Here is a 21,068-nt window from a genome sequence, read left to right as displayed (position 1 = left end):
CTATTTAACATTTCTGCACAAAATTATTGCAAAACAATTATAAAACCATCATTATCTTTATACCCCGTAGACAGGTGCTGCCAATATCGTGAAAAACGATATAAAGCGGCGACATAGTAATACATTGGATTCACCTATACACATATATAACGAACAACAATGTGCGAATAAGGTTCCGCGGACTTCTTATACCGATGTTCCTTCCTTCGTCAATATCTTCACACCAAACGACTATACAATTGAGATTTAACACTTATAGTACAGTACATGACAAAAACATATGTCACCGTCATTGCGAAGCGACAAGCGATCTGGCGACGTTAAAGACGCAGATTTTTCATTTGTGTTCATTTTCGACGGCATTCAAGAGCTCATTACGTCCGGTTGCCGCATCGGATCTCCTCACAGTGACGTCTTTGCCGGGTGTCGTAGGTTTTGTCATGTACTAAGCATTATAAAAAAATATACAGATGAAAATAGGTATCGTATGTTATCCCACTTTCGGTGGAAGCGGGGTTGTAGCGACAGAGCTAGGAAAAGCGTTAGCCTCCAATGGCCACGAAATACACTTCATCACTTATTCCCAACCTGCCCGTCTTGATTTCTTTTCTGAAAACCTCTATTACCATGAGGTTGCTATGGCCCAGTATCCGCTCTTTGACTTTTCGCCCTATGAATCGGCGTTAGCGAGTAAGCTCGTCGATGTGGTGAAATTTGAAAAGCTGGACCTGCTGCATGTTCACTATGCGATTCCGCATGCGTCAGTGGCATTTCTTGCTAAACAGATTCTTGCTACTTATGGCATCCATATCCCTGTCGTGACAACGTTACACGGAACCGACATCACCCTGGTCGGAAAAGACAAGAGCTTCAGTCCTGTTGTCACTTTCTCGATCAACCATTCTGATGGGGTGACAGCTGTGTCCGAGAACTTACGGGAGCAGACCTTAGAGTCTTTCGATATTAAACGGGAAGTGCGCGTCATTCCCAATTTCATCGACTTTTCGCGATTCCATAATAAGAGTAAAGAGCATTTTAAACGGGCCATTGCCCCAGGAAATGAGCGCGTGATTACCCACACATCTAACTTTAGAAAGGTAAAAAACACACAAGATGTCGTCCGTATTTTTAAACAGGTTAACGAGGTCATTCCGAGCAAGCTGTTGATGGTCGGCGACGGTCCTGAACGTCGCAATACGGAAGAACTTGCCCGTCAGCTTGGGGTGAGCCAAGATGTCCGCTTTCTTGGAAAGCAAGACGCCATCGAGGAAATACTTTCTGTTTCTGATCTATTCCTGATGCCTTCTTCCTCTGAAAGCTTCGGTCTTGCCGCCTTGGAAGCTATGGCCTGTCATGTACCGGTAGTATCGACGAACACGGGGGGACTTCCGGAGCTAAACCTTCATGGTGTGAGCGGATTTCTGAGCAATATCGGCGATGTAGACGATATGAGTAAGCACGCCATTCATATCCTGGAAGATTGCGATAGGCTCCAGCGGTTTAAGGATGCCGCTTTCGCCAGAGCCCAGGAATTTGATCTCCGGAATATATTGCCCTTGTATGAAGCTTACTATGAGGAGGTACTCAATAATACAAAGATACCCGGATAACCGATCGCTGACGCCCGACTATGCGCTGGCGTGATGCATACTCGTTATCACCCGTTTCCCTGCGCGATTGCAATCGACGGGGCGCCCCAATGTCACCCTGAGCTTGTCGAAGGGCGACATTGGGCTGTGCCATGACAAAGGAAATCTGTCGTGCACGCAAATCTACGGGCGACTTTCAAAAAAAAGTTTTATCTTTGGCTTTTGGAAATGTTCCAAAAAAACAATCATGAAATATAAACGTATCTTACTAAAACTCAGTGGTGAAGCCTTAATGGGCGAACAAAGTTACGGTATTGACATCAATCGCGTGATGCAATATGCAAACGACATTAAAGAAATCCATAGCCAAGGTCTAGAAATTGCCATTGTTATCGGCGGGGGGAATATCTACCGGGGATTAAGTGCAGAAAAAGCTGGTATGGACCGGGTACAGGCAGACTATATGGGTATGTTAGCGACCGTAATTAACAGTATGGCCCTTCAAGATGCGTTAGAAAAAGTAGGCCTGAAAACCCGTCTACTTACAGCGATAAAGATGGAACAGATCTGTGAGCCGTTTATCCGCCGACGGGCGGTAAGACATCTGGAAAAAGGGAGGATCGTCATCTTCGGAGCAGGAACCGGGAACCCTTACTTTACGACAGATACGGCTGCCTCGCTACGCGCCATCGAGATTAATGCAGATGCCGTATTAAAAGGAACACGCGTCGACGGTATTTATACGGCTGACCCCGAAAAAGATCCTTCAGCGAAGCGTTATGACACCATATCTTTCCAAGAGGTTTATGAAAAAGGATTGAACGTCATGGACATGACTGCTTTTACACTTTGTCAGGAAAACAATCTTCCGATTATCGTGTTCGACATGAATAAGCCCGGAAACTTGAAAAAGCTGGCCGATGGTGCACATATCGGAACTATCGTTAGTTAATCATTGCAAAAGAAATACAATAGATATGAACGAACTAATATCCTTAGAACTAGATGACTGTAAAGAGAGCATGGAGAAAGCCGTGGCTCATACGGAGTCTGAGCTAACGAAAATCAGAGCGGGAAAGGCAACCCCTTCTATGCTGGACGGAATCTCGGTCGAATATTATGGTAGTATGACTCCCCTTTCTCAGGTGAGTAACATCAATACCACAGATGCTAGAACGCTCGTTATCCAGCCTTGGGAAAGAAATATCATTGGTACAATCGAAAAAGCGATCATCGATTCCAATATCGGGCTTAATCCTCAAAACGACGGAAACGTTATCCGCCTCGTTGTTCCGCCGTTAACGGAAGAAAGACGGCGCGATTTGGTAAAAAAGGTAAAAGAAGAAGCAGAAAAAGGCCGTGTAGCAGTGCGGAACATCCGTAAGGACGCGAACGAATCCATAAAAAAACTGAAGAGCGAAGGTGTGTCGGAAGATGAAATCAAAGTGGGAGAAGCGGAAGTACAAAAACTAACAGACGCTTTCATCGCCAAAGTGGACCACCTTGCCGAACTAAAGGAAAAGGACATTATGACCGTTTAACCTGGTCCGCATATTTTCAGAAAAAAAGGATTCTTATAACGAGAATCCTTTTTTTCTGAAACTCCATTTCCGCCCGCGTAGACGGTTTGATCTCATGACCTTACCCACACATTACATCGGACGATGATGGGGAGACGGGAATAGCGCCGTCAAAGTTTTTTCATTTAATTTTTTTCCTTAACTTACCTACAAAATCACCAATTTAAACAACACAAGGTATGCAAAGTAGCAGAAGAACGTTCCTACGGCAGGCTAGTCTTGGCCTTTCCGCAGCTATCTTAAGTCCCTATTTATTCTCGTGTCAGGGTAACAAGACCGGTAACGGCCCTTTCCACCAGCTCGGCATTCAACTGTATTCTATCCGCGATTTAATCGGCGTAGATCCTGTTAAAACCTTGGAAACGGTTGCTAAAATAGGATACAAACACGTGGAAACCTTCGGTGTCGATGCCGCGGCCGGAAAATACTGGGATCTTCCGATTACGGAATTAAAGAACGTACTGGAAGACAACGGGCTCAAAACGCACAGCGGTCATTACGACATGTCGAAGTACCTGAGCCGCCACCATCAGGAGAAAGAGAATATCGAAAAGTACATCGAGATCGCTCACCAGCTCGGACAATCCTTTGTGGTCGCTCCTGTAACGCCTATGGACGATTTAAACAACCTAAAAGTAGAAGACTATCAATATGCTGCGGAGCAGCTGAATAAAGCGGGAGAGATGGCAAAAAAGGCGGGTATCAAAATCGGCTACCATAACCATTTCTGGGAGTTCAGAAACTTTGCCAATGGAACAAAGGGGCTGGATATCTTAATCGCATTTACAGAACCCGACCTTGTCGACTTTGAATTGGATATTTATTGGATTGAAAAGGCAGGACTCAAGCCGCAGTCATACTTCGAAAGGTATCCCGGCCGTTTCAGCATGTGGCACATCAAAGATATGGACAAACAGTACACTACGCCGGTTGTAGGCGAAAAATATGACAAAGCAGGGTTTATGGATATCATGAAAGAGATTAAGTATACCGAAGTCGGTACCGGAGCCATAGACTATATAAACATAGCCAACTACGCAAATAAATCGGGCCTACAGTATGCATTCGTCGAGCAAGACGATATTTATATGCCCAACAAATTTGAAAGTATAAAAAAGAGCTACGATTATATCGAAAGATCGTTGGCAAAATAAAATTTAGAAACGGTGATCATCCCAGGGAAAGACGGTGCGGCAATCTTCAATGATCAGGGCCTCTCCTCTCTCCCTGGGCACTCGTGACGCCTATTAGAACTCCGTATTTTCTACCTCTTCTGCGTTTCTCTCCACCGCTTCCTTCAACTCCAGCTTATAGGCAAGTATCCTTTCGGCTATCGGGGACGACGATGTACCCAAAATCTGAGCGGCCAGAATACCAGCGTTCTTCGCTGCGTTGAGCGCGACTGTCGCTACTGGAATCCCGTTCGGCATCTGTAAAATTGAAAGTACAGAATCCCAGCCATCGATCGAGTTCGAAGATTTCACAGGAACACCAATAACGGGCAGATGCGTGATCGAAGCCACCATACCGGGAAGATGTGCTGCGCCGCCGGCGCCGGCGATAATAACCTTCAATCCGCGGTGCGCCGCCGATTTAGCGTAATCAACCATGCGTTCCGGAGTACGATGTGCGGACACAATAGAAACTTCAAACGGGATGTCCAGCTTTTTTAAGATATCTACGGCATCCTGCATCACCGGAAGATCCGATTTGCTACCCATAATGATGCCTACCACTGCGCTCTTGTCTTTATTCATGTTTATGCTTTAACCTTTAATGTTTCTTGCACCCAGCGGGCGTTTTTTATAGCGGTCTCCCGGTCGTCGTTAATAATACAGACGTGTCCCATTTTCCTGAATGGCTTTGTATACTTTTTACCGTAGAGGTGAACAAAAACGCCCTCGCGGCTTAACACCTCTTCCACGCCGTCATATTTCGCTAGTCCTTCATATTTCGGCTCGCCCAGCAGGTTAATCATGACAGCATTGGACCGCGCCGCTGTAGATCCCAACGGCAGATTAAATATAGCACGTAGGTGCTGCGCAAACTGAGATGTAAGGTTTCCTTCAATGGTATGATGTCCGCTATTATGCGGCCGTGGAGCCAACTCGTTGACTAGAATCTGTCCGTCCCTGGTCAAAAACATCTCAACGGCCAGTAAACCAACAATCTGTAGATCCGATGCTATTTTTTTCGCTATCTCTTCAGCTGCTACCTGTACTTCAAGCGGTAAGGTGGAAGGAGAAATAAGAAATTCCACAAGATTTGCCTCGGGGTTAAATTCCATTTCTACGAGCGGGAAGGTTGTAATATCCCCACGGTCATTGCGTGCAACGATCACGGCTATTTCCTTCTCGAAGTCGACCAATTCTTCTACCAACGATGGTTCAGGAAAGGCAGATTCTATGTCGTGTACGCTGCTGATTTTCTTTACCCCTTTTCCGTCGTAACCGTCCCGGCGGAGCTTCTGTATGTAAGGCAACGCGATGCTTGTATCGTAGAGCTTGTCCCGACTCGAGATGAGTTGAAAGGCGGCGGTAGGGATAGCGTTCTGTTTGAAAAATTGCTTCTGAAGCCCCTTATCCTGAATGAGCCGGATGACCCGGGACTGAGGGTATACGACAACTCCTTCCTCCTCCAGTTTCTCCAGCGCATCCACGTTGACTTTCTCGATTTCGATCGTAATCATGTCGAGTTCCTTCCCAAAGTTATAAACAGTCTCGAAATCGCTCAATGAACCACACTCAAATCGGTTGCATAATTTACGGCAAGGTGCATTCTTATCAGGATCCAGAACATGCACATTAACATTGTAATTGACAGCCTCCTGGATAAGCATCCGCCCTAGTTGGCCGCCTCCAAGAATGCCCAATTGCAACTCGCCATAAAAATCTTTTGCCATAGTATGTATAAAATATATTAAACTTGCCCAGGAAAATACTGGTCTTGTAAAATGTTTTCTTTTTCTATCTTCTTTTGCAGTTCCATAAAAGCACCTATTAACGCTTCGGGCCGTGGCGGACACCCCTGCACGTAAACGTCGACAGGAATAATCTTATCTACCCCTTTAACCACGTGGTAGCCGTGTTGCCAATAAGGCCCTCCACAGTTCGAGCATGATCCCATGGAAATAACATATTTGGGCTCGGGCATCTGCTCGTACAGCTTCTTTATGCGATCGGCCATCTTAAATGTAACTGTCCCCGCGATAATCATAACATCGGATTGCCGGGGAGAGGGTCTGGGAAACACGCCCAGACGGTCAAGGTCATAGGTTGAAGCCATAGCCCCCATCATTTCTATCGCGCAACAGGCAATACCGAAACTGACAGGCCAAAGGGATGACAACCTTGCCCAGTTCAGCAAGTCATCCATTTTCGCAATAACTACTCCTCCATTCTGTGATTGCACCCCTTCCATACGTTATTCCTTATTTTTTTTAAATGCTGGCCGGAACCCCATCGCTTTCGGCGCCGCCACCGACTGAGCCGTCTCTTCTGCTACCGCCGCCCCCTTTACACTGTCGCGGTAATCACGCACCTTATATTCTTTCTGGTTCAGTATATCGTACGCAGAGGTCGGAATACCGACTGAGACCACAGGCTTTTGATGCGCCGGTTTGACCCACGAAATGTCACCACGCTTCCACACATATATCAAGCCTATAACCAGGATTCCAAGGAAAATCGACATCTCCAGCAGGGTGAACCATCCCCAACGGCTATCCTCTGCTACAAGCGTGGCGTTACCGAAGACAGTAGCCCACGGGAAAACAAAAATCAGTTCGACATCGAACAGCAAGAAGACCAGCGCTATCACGTAAAAACGGGGGTTAAGCTGAACCCAAGAACTGCCAATGGCTTCCTCGCCACATTCGTATGTACTCAGCTTTATTGGATTGGGCTTTTTAGGTGATAAAATTTTAGCCAGAAAGATGGTAGCACAGACCAACACAACACCTATTATTGCGATCAATAATATCTTTCCATATTCCGAAAGTTGGGCCGGGTCATCCATACTGCAAAAATACGAAATATTAATTGTAAAAATAGACAAACGTTTCTTAAAATAAAAGCCTGGCGGCTCAGAAACATCCCATTCTATCCAATCCAGATCCGGTTAATCCCGATATGCTACCCGCCATCAAACCGTTGAAACGGGCTGGCTTCCACATAACAAAGGGAAGTATAAAACTCCCCTTTGTTATTTTATAAATCGGCTCTTAAAATGGCTTACCGGGCATCTTGGGCATATTCCTCATCATCTTCGACGCGATCCCCGGATTCGACATCTGCTTCATCACCTTCCGCATGTCGGCGAACTGCTTCATCAGCTTATTTACTTCATTTATGTTAGTTCCGGATCCTTTAGCGATACGCAGCCTTCTTTTAGCGTCTATGGCATCCGGATTTTCCCGTTCAAACGGTGTCATGGAATCGATAATAGCTTCTATGGGCTTGAACGCGTTATCGTCAATATCCACGTCCTTTATTGCTTTACCGATACCGGGAATCATACCCATCAGATCCTTCATATTACCCATCTTCTTGATTTGCTGAATCTGGGTTTTGAAGTCATTGAAGTCAAATTTATTTTTCCGTATTTTCTTCTGAAGTTCCGCTGCCTGCTTCTCGTCAAACTGCTGCTGAGCCCTCTCCACCAAAGACACGACATCGCCCATGCCCAGAATACGGGATGCCATACGGTCTGGGTGAAACACATCGAGCGCTTCCATTTTTTCGCCGGTACCGATAAACTTGATGGGTTTATTGACAACAGACTTGATCGATAATGCTGCTCCACCGCGGGTGTCGCCGTCCAGCTTGGTAAGCACAACTCCGGTAAAGTCGAGACGATCGTTGAAAGCTTTTGCCGTATTTACCGCATCCTGTCCGGTCATTGAATCAACGACAAAAAGGATCTCATGCGGCTTGGTCGCATCTTTTACAGCTGAAATCTCGTTCATCAATGCCTCATCGATGGCCAGCCGGCCAGCCGTATCGATAATCACGATATTGTTCCCGTTCCTTTTAGCTTCTTCAACCCCTTCCTTAGCGATCGCCACCGGATCGTTTGACTCACGGTTAACATAAACAGGAACATTCACCTGCTCGCCAAGTACCTGCAACTGGTCAACGGCAGCGGGTCGATACACGTCTCCTGCGACAAGCAACGGCTTCTTGCCCTTTTTATCGCGAAGGTAGTTGGCCAACTTTCCGGAAAAAGTAGTCTTACCGGCACCGTTTAGACCGGCTATCAAAATGACAGTGGGATTGGTCGAGATATCTAAATCGCTTACGGTGCCCCCCATAAGCGCCGTCAGCTCATCGTTCATGATCTTGGTCAGCAACTGACCGGGAGAGATACTGGTTAAAACGTTCTGACCTAAGGCTTTCTGCTTTACATCATCCGTAAACGTCTTAGCCGTCTTATAATTCACGTCGGCGTCTAGCAAGGCCTTGCGAATTTCCTTCATCGTCTCCGCGACGTTTATTTCAGTAATATTTCCCTGTCCCTTTAAAACTTTAAAGGCCCTATCCAGTTTATCCTGTAAATTCTGAAACATGTTATCTATCTCTTAAATGCTAAGTGCCAAAGTTACAAAATAGTGGCGAAGCTACCATACTTTTTTTAAGGGCGCCTTGTCTGTTGCACAGCTCGCCGTTCCTCTGTTTTGTGTCGTATATACATATACGGATATTTTTCCGACATATCTACCAACAAAAAAGCAATGCGGTATGCATTGCTTTTTTGTTATCCAAGGGTAAGTTTAATCTCTTCGTCCGAATAGAAGGTAGGCATAATACAGCAGCGTGACAAGCGCCGACAATGCTGCAACCACGTAAGTCATGGCCGCCCATTTCAGTGCGTCTTTCGCGCCGTCGTGTTCTTCTCTGTTAGGCGTAACGTTGGATGCGTCCAGCCACGCTAGCGCTCTGTTCGAAGCATCGAACTCCACCGGAAGCGTTATAAACGAAAACAAAGTCGTTAAAAACAAAGCCCCTACACCTATAGCCAAAATCCAGGGGTTACCCGAAAACACCATAAGCATTACACCCGCCATCAGCACCCACGACGTCAGCCGGGACGCTATGCTTACTACCGGAACCATTGCCGAACGGAACTGCAACCACGAGTAGGCCGTTGCATGCTGCACAGCATGCCCGCACTCGTGGGCCGCTACCGCGGCAGCAGCGACGCTACGTCCATGGTACACTTCAGGACTTAGATTCACTGTCTTATTGGCCGGATTATAATGATCCGATAGCTGACCTTCGTTTGCCACCAATATCTGAACATCGTAGATACCATTCTCGTGAAGCATCTTCTGCGCAATTTCAGCCCCAGAAAGACCTGAAGTCAGCGGTATCTCCGAATATTTCTTAAACTTATTTTTAAACCTGGATTGTACGATCCAGCTGATAACCGCAATTCCAATAAATAAAACCCAATATAACATAATCTATTTTTCTTGTTTATCAAACATTAACAAAACACATTCCACAGTTGTTTTTCGCCCTTAAGATAGCAAAAACCTTCCAATCTGTCAGCATCTCGCCGCAGAAAACCGACGTAACCTGCCATTTTTACCTTCAAAATACAATACGGTAATATCCCTCGACCAGACAGGAGAGGAAACTGAAGCCTGCGGATAACATGCAGAAAACCGGATACGGCAGACTATCGGTCTGATGTATCCGGTTTTTCGCGTCCGCCTGCCCTTCAACAAACCGTAACGGGACGACATGATTCAAAAATCGATTTTACATTATAATATCAAAAGGGCTCTCTTCACACGGTCCCGGCTTTCACCTAGCTCCTACCCGAGGTTCAGCATCATGTTATGCTCCTCGATCATCTTCCGCAGATTATTCAGGGCGTACCGCATCCGTCCTAGTGCGGTATTGATACTGACGTCCGTTATATCGGCGATCTCCTTGAAACTCATATCGCAGAAATGCCGCATGATGAGCACCTCCTTTTGGTCGTCCGGCAGCTTCTGTATAATCTTACGGAGATCGATATCCCGCTGACTGACCATCAACTTCGACTCCGCACTATCGTCCGCAAATTCCAGTATACCAAAAATATCGTAACCATCACTGCTCACAACTGTCGGGCTTCTTTTTTCCCTCCGGAAGTGGTCGATGACCATATTCTGGGCAATACGGACAACCCAAGGCAGAAATTTCCCCTCGTCATTGTAACGCCCCGATTTCAATGTTTTAATAACTTTAATAAAAGTTTCCTGGAAGATATCTTCAGCTAGATATTCATCTTTAACCTGAAGATAAATGGAAGTGTATATCTTTGACTTGTATCTGTTTAATAATATCTCTATCCCCGCTTCATCTCCTGCAACATAGGCCTGAATTAGCTCCAGATCACTCTTTTCTTTTAACCTTTTCATAATAAATCCCTGGATTTAGTTTGAATATTTAAGAGTAAAGTGTTCTATAGGCGCTCCTTTTATGTTTGATTTATAATTCAAATCAAATGAAAAATTACGAGTATTCAAATAAAAGCATCTGTTTTTAACATTTCTTCACACTTCATCACATTTCTGTTACAAAAAAAAGCCCCGCATGATCTGCGGGGCATACTAAGATTTTTCCTATGTTATTTATACAATGGAAACTGTGCCATGAGCTCTTTAACCTTACCATGAATTTTATTCAAAGCGGCATCATCGTTTCTGTTGAGGAGTGCTTCGTCAATCAATTCTCCAATCTGGATGATTTCAGCTTCCTTGACACCCCGTGTAGTGACGGCTGCTGTACCAAAACGCACGCCTGATGTAACAAACGGCGATCGGGTATCAAAAGGTACCATGTTCTTATTCGTCGTAATACCCGCTTTACCCAACACGGCTTCCGCTTCCTTACCGGAAATATCCTTGTTACGCAAGTCAACCAGCATCAGGTGGTTATCTGTTCCGCCCGAGATAATCTTGTAATCTCTCTCCACAAAAAATTGCGCAAGGGTTGCGGCATTTTTCTGTACTTGCTTCGCATAGGCTAAATATTCGTCCGTCAAGGCCTCGCCATAGGCAATAGCCTTTGCTGCAATCGTATGCTCCAGAGGTCCGCCCTGTGTTCCGGGGAATACAGCAAGATCGAGCAGTTGCGTAATCGTACGGATTTCTCCTTTCGGATTTTTTATGCCCCATGGATTTTCAAAATCTTTGCCGACCATAATCATTCCGCCACGTGGGCCGCGCAATGTTTTATGGGTGGTAGTAGTTACAATATGGCAGTGCGGAAGCGGATCGTTTAACAATCCTTTGGCTATTAATCCGGCCGGATGAGAGATATCGGCCATCACTAAAGCTCCGATCTCGTCGGCCACCTTGCGGATGCGCGCATAGTCCCAGTCGCGGGAATAAGCGGATGCTCCGCAGATAATCATTTTTGGCTTTTCGCGAAGAGCAGTCTCTTCCAGCTGTTCATAATCGATCAACCCCGTATCCTCTTTTACTCCATAAAATAATGGTTGATACACCTTACCCGATAAGTTGGCCGGCGAACCGTGGGTTAGGTGGCCACCGTGTGAGAGATCCAGTCCTAAAATTTTATCGCCAGGCTGTAAAGTAGCTAAAAAAACAGCTGCGTTGGCCTGCGCCCCGGAGTGTGGCTGTACATTCACCCACTCCGCGCCAAATAGTTTTTTCGCACGGTCAATAGCAATAGTCTCTATTTCATCGACGACCTCGCAGCCCCCGTAATACCGCTTGCCGGGCAAGCCTTCGGCATATTTGTTTGTCAACACAGAACCGGCGGCTTCCATAACTTGCTTGCTCACGAAATTTTCCGAAGCGATTAGTTCAATGCCTTCTTCCTGGCGCTTTAGCTCATCAGCTATTAGGTTAAAAACGACCTGATCTCTTTCCATTATTTTATTCTTAAGGAGTAATTGTTATTAAACTTTTAAAATCTGTTGCAAACCTAAATAAATTCGTCTTTATATGCAATATAATCGAGTCAGCATCAGCAGATAAAATGAATGATCCGTTCGTGTATCATTTTAATGGTATCGTTAAGCTCGCTGCATGCGTTTCTTCCGCTTCCCGCTTCCTGGCCCACCCGTGTATTACCGGAGCCGGACGCCACACGTTTAGGCGTCCCCAGCCCTGCGGCTTTTTTAACCCGGTTGCGGGCCGTCTTCTGAATGTTGTATTACTGTAAAAAATAGGCAGTTCAGAATTTTATGCTTAAAAATCCGTAAATTTGTCTATCGTTGGATTAAAAAATTAGAGCACGATGAGTATAGAAAACACAACGGTTAGCGCTCCGGTAAGTTTAACACAAGGTGCAGTGCAGGAATTAAAAAAATTGATCGATCAGCAAGAGATCGGCCCGGACTTCGGCCTGCGCATAGGCGTTGAGGGCGGAGGATGTTCCGGAATGAGTTATATTTTAGGGTTCGACCAGAAAAAAGACGGGGACAATGAGTATGAGATCGAGGGCATCCGCGTGTTTATGAATAAGGCACATGGCCTTTATCTGGCAGGGATGGAAATCGACTTCAAAAGTGGTCTGGAGGCCCGCGGATTTACATTCAACAATCCGAATGCAACAAGCACGTGCGGATGCGGAAGTTCGTTCTCCGCTTAGAAACATATAACCGTTACGCTGCGGTTAACGCTACAGTGGTGTTTTTTTCGAAAAAAACACCTTCCGAGCCTGATGCGAAACCGCAAGAGAGGGAGCCCGGATACACAAGGCTCCCTCTCTCTATTTATCTTACTCCAAAGCATCCGTTCAGAATCCGCAATACCAATTTCACGGGCGTGTTTCCTCCATCATGGAGATCCCGCGGGATCCTATCCGGCGGCACCGGAAAATGAAGCTGTCCGGGCACAACGCAGACTTCAGCCGACGGCTCTTCTCCAGCGAACAATTACCTATTTATTCTTAAATATAAAATCGTTAAATTAGCGACCTTTAAAAAACAACAGGAAATTCGGATGTACAAGGAATATAAGCAGTTAAACCTGCCTGAGATAGGCAAAGAAATATTGAAGCATTGGGAGTCGAATAACATTTTTGAAAAAAGTATTTCGAATCGTCCTGCGAGTAAGCCGTACACATTTTATGAGGGACCGCCGTCAGCAAATGGAATGCCGGGGATCCACCATGTTATGGCCCGGTCCATCAAAGATATTTTCTGCCGTTATAAAACATTAAAAGGTTTTCAGGTTAAGCGTAAAGGAGGTTGGGACACCCACGGTCTTCCTATTGAGCTGGCGGTAGAGAAAACATTGGGAATCACGAAGGAAGATATAGGAAAAAAAATATCCGTAGAAGCTTATAACGATGCCTGCCGCAAGGAGGTCATGAAATATACCGACGTATGGAATGACCTTACCCAAAAGATGGGGTATTGGGTAGATCTTGAGAACCCTTACGTAACTTATCAAACCGAATATATAGAAACACTTTGGTATCTACTGAAGGAGTTGTACAAGAAGGGGCTGTTATATAAAGGGTATACAATACAGCCTTACTCGCCTGCCGCGGGTACAGGCCTGAGCTCACACGAGCTCAATCAGCCGGGCACATACAAAGACGTTAAAGATACGACCATCGTCGCCCAGTTCCGTCTGGACAAGACGCAGGTACATCCGTTGATGTCGACGCTGGTTGAATCTGAAGACGAAGATGTGGCATTCATCGCCTGGACCACGACACCCTGGACCCTGCCAAGCAACACAGCGCTGGTCGTCGGAAAGAACATCGACTATGTAAAAATTAAGACGTTCAACCAATATACGGGTGCACCGGTGTCAGTTATCCTGGCCAAAAACCTGATCAGCAAACATTTTAAGACCGAAGGGGAAAACGCTTCGTTCCAGGACTACCAGCTGGGTGACAAGGTAATCCCCTGGGAACTAGCCGCGACCTTCAAAGGCGAAAGCCTCGTCGGATTAAGATACCATCAACTTCTTCCCTATATTACGAACGAAGAGCTGCAAGAAAAAGCCTTTCGCGTGATCCCGGGAGACTTTGTCACCACCGAGGATGGAACAGGGATTGTACACGCCTCCCCTACTTATGGTGCCGATGACTTCCGCGTAGCAAAAGAAAACGATATACCCGCCATCCTCGTCCGCGATGAGAACGGAAAGGACGTGCCGACTGTCGACCGCACGGGGCGCTTCGTTAAGGAGATCACAGACTTCGCAGGACGTTTTGTAAAAGAAGAATACTACACTGCGGAAGAACGTGCCGACAAAGACTTCCGTCCGACGGATGTACTTATTGCCATCAAGTTAAAAGAGGAAAACAAGGCCTTCGATGTTAAAAAATACGAGCACACGTATCCACACTGCTGGCGTACCGATAAACCCGTCCTCTATTACCCGCTGGACAGCTGGTTCATCAGAACAACGGCCGTTAAAGACGAGTTGGTCGCGTTGAACAAGACGATCAACTGGAAACCGGAAGCTACCGGATCCGGTCGATTTGGAAACTGGCTCGAAAACCTCGTCGATTGGAACTTGTCCCGCTCACGTTATTGGGGTACGCCTCTTCCTATCTGGCGGTCCGCTGATGAAAATGAAGAAATCTGTATCGGCTCGCTTCCCGAGTTAAAGCACTTGCTGGAACGGTCTTTGGAGTCTGATGTCCTTAGCCCAGCGGAAAAGGAAATAAATCGGGCATATCTCGATAAATTCGGCACAGAAGATTTAGACCTCCACAGACCGTACGTCGACAATATCATTCTGGTGTCGGACAACGGTCAGAAGATGTATCGCGAGCCCGATCTTATTGATGTATGGTTTGATTCAGGAGCTATGCCTTATGCGCAGTGGGGCTTAGACCACGATAAGCTGGCAAAGAGTGCCCCTCTGCCGTTTAAAGACGGTTACAATGATGCATTCCCTGCCGACTTTATCGCAGAGGGCGTCGACCAGACGCGAGGCTGGTTCTTCACGCTCCATGCCATTTCGACGATGATCCGTGGCTCTGTGGCGTTTAAGAACGTCGTATCAAATGGTCTGGTGTTGGATAAAAATGGAAACAAAATGTCTAAGCGCCTCGGCAACGGGGTGGACCCTTTTGCTACCATTGAACAGTATAGCGCCGACGCAACCCGCTGGTACATGATCAGCAACGCGGCTCCATGGGACAACCTGAAGTTCAACGAAGAGGGGTTGGACGAAGTGCGGCGAAAATTTTTCGGCACCCTTTACAACACCTATGCGTTCTTCGCGCTATATGCCAATATTGACAACTTTACGTATCAGGAGCCGGATATCGACATCGCCGAACGTCCGGAGATTGATCGCTGGATCATCTCGCTGTTAAACAGCTTAACCAAAGAGGTGGATGCTTCCTATGCGGACTACGAACCCACAAAAGCGGCACGCTCCATTCAGAATTTTGTCGACGAGCATCTCAGCAACTGGTATGTACGTCTGTGCCGCCGTCGCTTCTGGAAAGGGGAATACACAGCTGACAAAATTTCAGCTTATCAGACCCTCTATACATGCTTGGACACCATAGCCAAGTTGATGTCACCCATCTCCCCTTTCTTTTCTGACCGTCTATACCTCGACCTGAACAGCGGTTCGAACAAAGAATCCTTCGAGTCGGTACACCTGGCAGACTTTCCGGTTTATAGCGAACATCTGGTGGACAAAGATCTTGAGGAGCGGATGGAGCTGGCCCAACAAATATCGTCGCTGACGTTATCGTTGCGTAAGAAGACTGGAATAAACGTACGTCAGCCGTTAAATAAGATTCTGGTCCCCGTTCTGGACAGCAGGTTCCAGACGAAAGTCGAAAAGGTCAAGGAATTAATCCTTTCGGAAACGAATATCAAGGAGATTGTTTTCATTACCGACACAACGGGTATCGTCAAAAAGAAAATTAAACCGAATTTTAAGGTTCTTGGCGCGAAAGTTGGTAAGGATATGAAAATGGTTGCCGGAGCTATCCAAACGCTTACCGAGACAGAAATTAGCACATTGGAACAACAAGGATCCCTTGCGCTTCCGGGCACACCATATAGTATCAAACCGGAAGATGTCGAAATTATAGCAGAGGACGTTGCTGGATGGCAGGTAGCAAACCTTGGAAAATTAACCGTTGCATTGGACGTCAATATTACGGCGGAATTGAAGAAAGAGGGACTTTCCCGGGAATTGGTGAACAGAATTCAAAACTTACGGAAAGATAAAGGCTTTGAAGTTACGGACAAAATCCGTGTATCGATCAGCCAAAATACTGAAATTCAAGACGCTGTAAACGATAATTTGTCGTATATTTGCACCGAAATTCTTGCAAACTCTTTGGATTTTATGGAGACGTCCTTCGAGTCTACGGATACTATCGAAATTGATGGTATTGAATTAAGTGTATTAATTGATAAAGTTTAATTATGGGAACGACTAACGAAAAAACACGTTACAGCGACGCTGAACTACAAGAGTTCAAAGATATCATTTTAGAGAAGCTCCGCATTGCGAAGGAAGAGCTTTCGGCCTTAACATCTACCCTGAGCAATAGCAACGCGAATGGAACAGATGACACTGCCGGAACCTATAAGACGCTGGAAGATGGATCCGCAACCTTAGAGAAGGAGCAAATAAATCAGCTGGCGGCGCGTCAGAAGAAGTTCATCGACAACCTGGAAGCGGCGCTTGTACGTATCGAAAATAAAACGTATGGTATTTGTCGCGAGACAGGAAAACTCATCCAAAAAGAGCGTCTAAAAGCTGTTCCGCATACAACGTTGAGTATTGAAGCGAAAAATAAACAATATTAATTTGAGAGACTTATAGGGTGTGATTGCCTCCGCGCGTCGGGGGCAACCTCATTCTTTGCATATATGAAAGCCTATACAAAACCACTTTTACTTATCGCCATCATCTTATTGGTTGACCAACTGTCGAAGTTCTGGGTAAAACTCAATATGACAATCGGCCAGGACTTTAATGTCATCGGGAATAAATTCCTGATACATTTTATCGAGAACAACGGGATGGCCTATGGCATGGAGTTTGGCGGCGAGTTTGGCAAGCTGTTCCTGACCCTTTTCAGAATCGTTGCCGTCGCTGGTATCGGTTACGGACTATATTATATGGTTAAAAATAAATACCACAGGGGGTTTATTTTAAACGTGGCATTAATTTTTGCAGGTGCAATGGGCAATATTATTGATTCCACATTTTATGGGGTGATCTTTAGTGAGAGTACTTTTTACGAGAAGGCCACGTTATTTCCTGCCGGTGGCGGCTATTCCTCGCTTTTTCATGGAAAAGTGGTGGACATGCTTTATTTCCCATTGATTGAAGGGACTTTTCCTGGATGGTTTCCTTTTTGGGGAGGCGAGCATTTTCTATTCTTCCGGCCGGTTTTTAATATAGCCGATTCTGCCATTTCTGTCGGTGTCTTTTTAATCCTCATTTTTCAGCGTCGCTACTTCAAAGAAGAGCACGTAGAAAAAGAAAGCGCAAATAGTGAAATACTAGAAGACTGATAAACAAGCGGACCGAATGGATGTGTACGTACTGCAGGGAGGCGTTGTTGCATGCGCGTATAAATTTCTCTAAGTTTGAACCATGAAAAAACAGATATACTTGCTTCGAAGCGCCACATTCTTGTTTCTAGTCCTTTTTGTCTACCGGCCATCTGTTGCCCAGATTAACCAGGACAACCTGAAGAAGCACATCTTCTACCTCGCTGACGACAAGATGAAAGGACGGGGAACCGGTTCGAAACAGGTTCGCAAAGCTGCCAATTACATCGAAAAAGAATTCAAAAAATATGGCCTTCAGCCGTTGGGCGAGAAAGGATACCGCCAAACCTTTGAGGCACGTGTACGTCGGGTAGCTGTGAAAGACAGTATACGGCAGGCGGATAACATCATTGGTTTTATTGACAACGGCGCCCCCTATACCGTGGTCGTCGGAGCCCATTATGATCACCTAGGCGATGGTAGCTTTGGCGGTTCACGGGATTCTCTTGGGGTGGGCAAAATACACAACGGTGCAGACGACAATGCCTCCGGCGTAGCAGGGTTGTTGGAATTAGCCCGCCATTACAGCAGCAATGCTATCAAAGAAAAATGCAACCTTCTTTTTATTGCGTTCGGAGCTGAAGAACTGGGGCTATTGGGATCAAAACACTTCACCGAAAACCCAACCATCCCATTAAGCAACATCCAATGGATGCTAAACATGGATATGATCGGCCGATACAATCCGGACAACGGCCTGGCCATCATTGGCTACGGTACCAGTTCCAGATTTCCGGCCATATTCGAAGGAGTGACAAGCGATATCAGGTTTTATACAAGTAAAGACGGGAACGGCGGTTCCGACCAAACTTCATTTTATCGTAAACATATCCCCGTCTTATTCTTCCATACGGGAGGTCACGAAGACTACCACAAGCCGGGAGATGACCCCGAAAAAATCGACTATTCTTCACTGAAAGCGATCCTGGAACTGGAAACAAAAGTCATCGACAATTCCATGGATCAGCCGAAAATGGACTTTATCTGGACTAACTAGTACGGACATGCGTATATTGATAACCGGAGCAAATGGCCTGCTAGGACAGAAACTAGCCGACATGCTGCAGGCTTACGTGGGCGGCTCGGTCCTGTGTATGTCTAAGAGCTCCAACCGGAATCCATCCCTGAAACAGGCCAACTTTCTTTCGTTTGACCTCACCGACTTCAGCCGATTTATGGAAGGAGCGCAAGCTTTTCAGCCTACACACATCATCCACACGGCAGCAATAACAAGCGTGGAAGCATGCGAACAGGAGCCCGAACAGTGCGAACGGATCAACGTCCTTCTCAGCGAACAGATAGCACAATATTGTAAGGAGAACAACATCCATCTCACCTTCCTGTCGACAGACTTCGTTTTTGATGGAACAGCCGGTCCATACGCGGAGGGTGACGCGACGAATCCGTGCAACCGATATGGGAAGAGCAAGCTGGACGCGGAACGCCGCATTCTCCAGACGGGGTGCCGAACCGCCATACTCCGGACAATACTCGTTTACGGTGTCATTGCGGATAGAAAACGTTCCAACATTGTTCTTTGGGTAAAAAACGCGCTTACAAAAGGAGAAAACATCTCCGTAGTCAGCGACCAATGGCGGATGCCGACCTGGGTGGACGACCTTGCCAGGGCATGTATTCTGGCATCCGAGAGGGAAGCGGAAGGTATATTTCATATTTCAGGCAATGAGCTGTTCAGCATCCTTGAAATCGCTCAACAAGTTGCTTCGTTCTGGAAGTTAGATACGTCCCTCATCTCGCCTGTCACGGCACGGGACATCGGACAGGAGTTTAACAGACCGAAAAAGACGGGCTTCTCGATCAAGAAAGCGCAAGACCTGCTGGGATATCGCCCCACACCGTTCTTGGACTCGTTAAAAGAAATCGAACAACAGCTAGCAACAATAAAATATCATGAATAAAAAACTCGCCAAAGAATCTTATACAGAGATGAATGAACTCGTGTTGCCGAACGATACGAATACGTTTGGGAATCTTATGGGCGGAAGGCTTCTTTATTGGATGGACATATGTGCCGCCATGGCTGCGCAGAAACACTCGAACAGCCCAGTCGTCACCGTATCTGTCGACAACGTATCCTTCAGACGTTCGATTAGGTTGGGCGAAGTCGTCACCATTCAGGCACAAGTAACACGGGCGTTCTCAACGTCTATGGAAGTCCGCATGGAGATCTTTGCACAGAACCTTCCTGAGGGGACGAAAGTAAAATCGAATGAGGCCTATTATACCTTTGTTGCCATTGACAAAGACAATAAACCCACAAGAGTCCCAGAACTTGTTCCCGAGACGGATACGGAAAAAGAACTGTTTGAGAAAGCGTCCCAACGGAGGGAGTTGCGCCTGATTCTCGGCGGCAAACTGAAACCAGAGCACGCGGTTGAGATCCAGAACCTTGTCAGTATAGCGACAAAGGGATAAACCCACACATGACTGAAAAAGCCATGTCGGCAAAAGAGCAACCTTCTGCCGATGGCTGCAGGCTGCTATTCGCTTCCAAGCTCAACAATACGATCGAACTCTTCCGGTTTCAAGGGCATAACCGATAGGCGGCCCTGCCGGACAAGTCCCATCTCCTGTAAAAGAGGGTCGGCCTTTATCGCTTCCAATGTAACCGGCTTTTTAAATGTCTCTACAGGAGCCAGGTCGACCACCACCCAACGTTCGTCATCCGTCGTCGGATCCTGATAAAACTCTTTCACAACTTTGGCGATCCCGACTACTTCCTTTCCTTCGTTGCTATGGTAGAAAAGCACCAGGTCGCCATTCTTCATGGCTTTGAGGTTGTTGCGGGCCTGGTAGTTACGGACACCATCCCAAAAGGTTTGTCCATCCTTATTAAACTGTTCCCAGCTATATTTAAACGGCTCGGATTTTACTAAAAAGTAGTTCATCTTCTTAAACAACAGTTATTTTAACCTTCCTGCTCGAGTACTTCCATCTTGTCTGCAAAATGCGCGCAGTAGTCGCGCAGATCGCCGATCACTTTGTCAGCCATCGGATCTCCGCCCGAAGCGCGTATAAATGAATCCCCTAAGGTTTGTAGTGTCTCGTAAAAGAAACGTTTCATTTCATCATAAGGCATATCCTTTGTCCAAAGATCTATCCGTAACGAATTTTTGTACTGCGCGTCCCACAGTGCTAAAAACATCGCTTTGGCAGGCATCTCATCGGATGATTCGCCGTCGGTAGACGACCAGTCGATTGTTTCCGGTATATTTTGGTCGTCCAATGTTACATTGAGCTTGATTTCTGCTTTTTTCATCTGTTTAATTATCTATATACGTGTTAAATCTCATTGTATAGATGAGCTCGTTTCACTCGGAATTCGTTTCGTGTTTGTATTTCAATGGCATTA

Annotated in this window: 21 protein-coding genes; 11 read left to right on the top strand and 10 right to left on the bottom strand. The window is 46.2% G+C overall.

Annotation, left to right across the window (positions count from 1 at the left end):
* The first annotated feature begins 470 nt into the window (after positions 1 to 470).
* From bshA to BC792_RS01480, 4 genes are all read left to right on the top strand, one after another.
* On the top strand, positions 471 to 1,610 hold the full coding sequence (gene bshA, locus BC792_RS01495) for an N-acetyl-alpha-D-glucosaminyl L-malate synthase BshA (protein WP_148907204.1): 1,140 nt from the start codon (positions 471 to 473) through the stop codon (positions 1,608 to 1,610).
* A 226-nt stretch (positions 1,611 to 1,836) separates the two neighbouring features.
* Complete coding sequence (gene pyrH / locus BC792_RS01490) at positions 1,837 to 2,541, top strand: UMP kinase (RefSeq protein WP_148907203.1); 705 nt, start codon at positions 1,837 to 1,839, stop codon at positions 2,539 to 2,541.
* 25 nt (positions 2,542 to 2,566) lie between these two features.
* A complete protein-coding gene (gene frr, locus BC792_RS01485) occupies positions 2,567 to 3,130 on the top strand; it encodes a ribosome recycling factor (protein ID WP_148907202.1) in 564 nt (187 codons plus the stop codon).
* 218 nt (positions 3,131 to 3,348) lie between these two features.
* On the top strand, positions 3,349 to 4,323 hold the full coding sequence (locus tag BC792_RS01480; protein WP_148907201.1) for a sugar phosphate isomerase/epimerase family protein: 975 nt from the start codon (positions 3,349 to 3,351) through the stop codon (positions 4,321 to 4,323).
* Between the two features lie 93 nt (positions 4,324 to 4,416).
* Here the strand turns inward: BC792_RS01480 and purE are convergent, their stop codons facing one another.
* The 8 genes from purE to BC792_RS01440 form a co-directional block, all read right to left on the bottom strand.
* Entirely contained in the window at positions 4,417 to 4,926 is a 510-nt protein-coding gene (purE, locus tag BC792_RS01475; RefSeq protein ID WP_148907200.1) for a 5-(carboxyamino)imidazole ribonucleotide mutase, read from the bottom strand.
* 2 nt (positions 4,927 to 4,928) lie between these two features.
* The gene (locus BC792_RS01470; RefSeq protein ID WP_148907199.1) at positions 4,929 to 6,071 is read right to left on the bottom strand and encodes a 5-(carboxyamino)imidazole ribonucleotide synthase; all 1,143 of its coding nucleotides are present in this window, start codon (positions 6,069 to 6,071) and stop codon (positions 4,929 to 4,931) included.
* A 17-nt stretch (positions 6,072 to 6,088) separates the two neighbouring features.
* Entirely contained in the window at positions 6,089 to 6,589 is a 501-nt protein-coding gene (locus tag BC792_RS01465) for an NADH-quinone oxidoreductase subunit B (RefSeq protein ID WP_148907198.1), read from the bottom strand.
* 3 nt (positions 6,590 to 6,592) lie between these two features.
* Positions 6,593 to 7,186, bottom strand: a complete 594-nt coding sequence (locus BC792_RS01460) for an NADH-quinone oxidoreductase subunit A (protein ID WP_148907197.1) — start codon at positions 7,184 to 7,186, stop codon at positions 6,593 to 6,595.
* Positions 7,187 to 7,391: 205 nt separating this feature from the next.
* On the bottom strand, positions 7,392 to 8,735 hold the full coding sequence (ffh, locus tag BC792_RS01455; protein WP_148907196.1) for a signal recognition particle protein: 1,344 nt from the start codon (positions 8,733 to 8,735) through the stop codon (positions 7,392 to 7,394).
* Between the two features lie 204 nt (positions 8,736 to 8,939).
* On the bottom strand, positions 8,940 to 9,629 hold the full coding sequence (locus tag BC792_RS01450; protein WP_148907195.1) for a zinc metallopeptidase: 690 nt from the start codon (positions 9,627 to 9,629) through the stop codon (positions 8,940 to 8,942).
* Between the two features lie 360 nt (positions 9,630 to 9,989).
* Positions 9,990 to 10,580 (bottom strand): RNA polymerase sigma factor, encoded by a 591-nt coding sequence (locus BC792_RS01445; RefSeq protein WP_148907194.1) that lies wholly within the window; start codon positions 10,578 to 10,580, stop codon positions 9,990 to 9,992.
* A 209-nt stretch (positions 10,581 to 10,789) separates the two neighbouring features.
* Positions 10,790 to 12,061, bottom strand: coding sequence for a serine hydroxymethyltransferase (locus tag BC792_RS01440; protein ID WP_148907193.1), 1,272 nt, complete (start codon positions 12,059 to 12,061; stop codon positions 10,790 to 10,792).
* A gap of 368 nt (positions 12,062 to 12,429) precedes the next feature.
* Here BC792_RS01440 and BC792_RS01435 point away from each other — a divergent pair, with 368 nt between their 5' ends.
* From BC792_RS01435 to BC792_RS01405, 7 genes are all read left to right on the top strand, one after another.
* Complete coding sequence (locus BC792_RS01435; RefSeq protein ID WP_148907192.1) at positions 12,430 to 12,783, top strand: HesB/IscA family protein; 354 nt, start codon at positions 12,430 to 12,432, stop codon at positions 12,781 to 12,783.
* Positions 12,784 to 13,136: 353 nt separating this feature from the next.
* Entirely contained in the window at positions 13,137 to 16,553 is a 3,417-nt protein-coding gene (gene ileS / locus BC792_RS01430; protein WP_211357442.1) for an isoleucine--tRNA ligase, read from the top strand.
* Between the two features lie 2 nt (positions 16,554 to 16,555).
* On the top strand, positions 16,556 to 16,942 hold the full coding sequence (locus BC792_RS01425) for a TraR/DksA family transcriptional regulator (protein WP_148907190.1): 387 nt from the start codon (positions 16,556 to 16,558) through the stop codon (positions 16,940 to 16,942).
* A gap of 63 nt (positions 16,943 to 17,005) precedes the next feature.
* On the top strand, positions 17,006 to 17,656 hold the full coding sequence (locus BC792_RS01420; protein ID WP_148907189.1) for a lipoprotein signal peptidase: 651 nt from the start codon (positions 17,006 to 17,008) through the stop codon (positions 17,654 to 17,656).
* Between the two features lie 82 nt (positions 17,657 to 17,738).
* Positions 17,739 to 18,692, top strand: a complete 954-nt coding sequence (locus BC792_RS01415) for a M20/M25/M40 family metallo-hydrolase (RefSeq protein WP_148907188.1) — start codon at positions 17,739 to 17,741, stop codon at positions 18,690 to 18,692.
* Positions 18,693 to 18,699: 7 nt separating this feature from the next.
* The gene (locus BC792_RS01410; RefSeq protein ID WP_148907187.1) at positions 18,700 to 19,614 is read left to right on the top strand and encodes an SDR family oxidoreductase; all 915 of its coding nucleotides are present in this window, start codon (positions 18,700 to 18,702) and stop codon (positions 19,612 to 19,614) included.
* Positions 19,607 to 20,131 carry an acyl-CoA thioesterase gene (locus tag BC792_RS01405; protein ID WP_148907186.1) on the top strand — a complete coding sequence of 175 codons (525 nt, stop codon included), beginning with the start codon at positions 19,607 to 19,609 and terminating at the stop codon, positions 20,129 to 20,131. Before BC792_RS01410 ends, BC792_RS01405 begins: the two co-directional genes overlap by 8 nt.
* A 65-nt stretch (positions 20,132 to 20,196) precedes the next feature.
* Here the strand turns inward: BC792_RS01405 and BC792_RS01400 are convergent, their stop codons facing one another.
* Positions 20,197 to 20,604, bottom strand: coding sequence for an EVE domain-containing protein (locus BC792_RS01400; protein ID WP_148907185.1), 408 nt, complete (start codon positions 20,602 to 20,604; stop codon positions 20,197 to 20,199).
* 20 nt (positions 20,605 to 20,624) lie between these two features.
* On the bottom strand, positions 20,625 to 20,975 hold the full coding sequence (gene gldC / locus BC792_RS01395) for a gliding motility protein GldC (protein ID WP_148907184.1): 351 nt from the start codon (positions 20,973 to 20,975) through the stop codon (positions 20,625 to 20,627).
* Positions 20,976 to 21,068: the final 93 nt, after the last annotated feature.

The sequence above is a fragment of the Sphingobacterium allocomposti genome, from assembly GCF_008124885.1.
Taxonomy (GTDB): Bacteria; Bacteroidota; Bacteroidia; order Sphingobacteriales; family Sphingobacteriaceae; genus Sphingobacterium; species Sphingobacterium allocomposti.
This window is presented reverse-complemented; position numbering and strand designations above follow the sequence as displayed.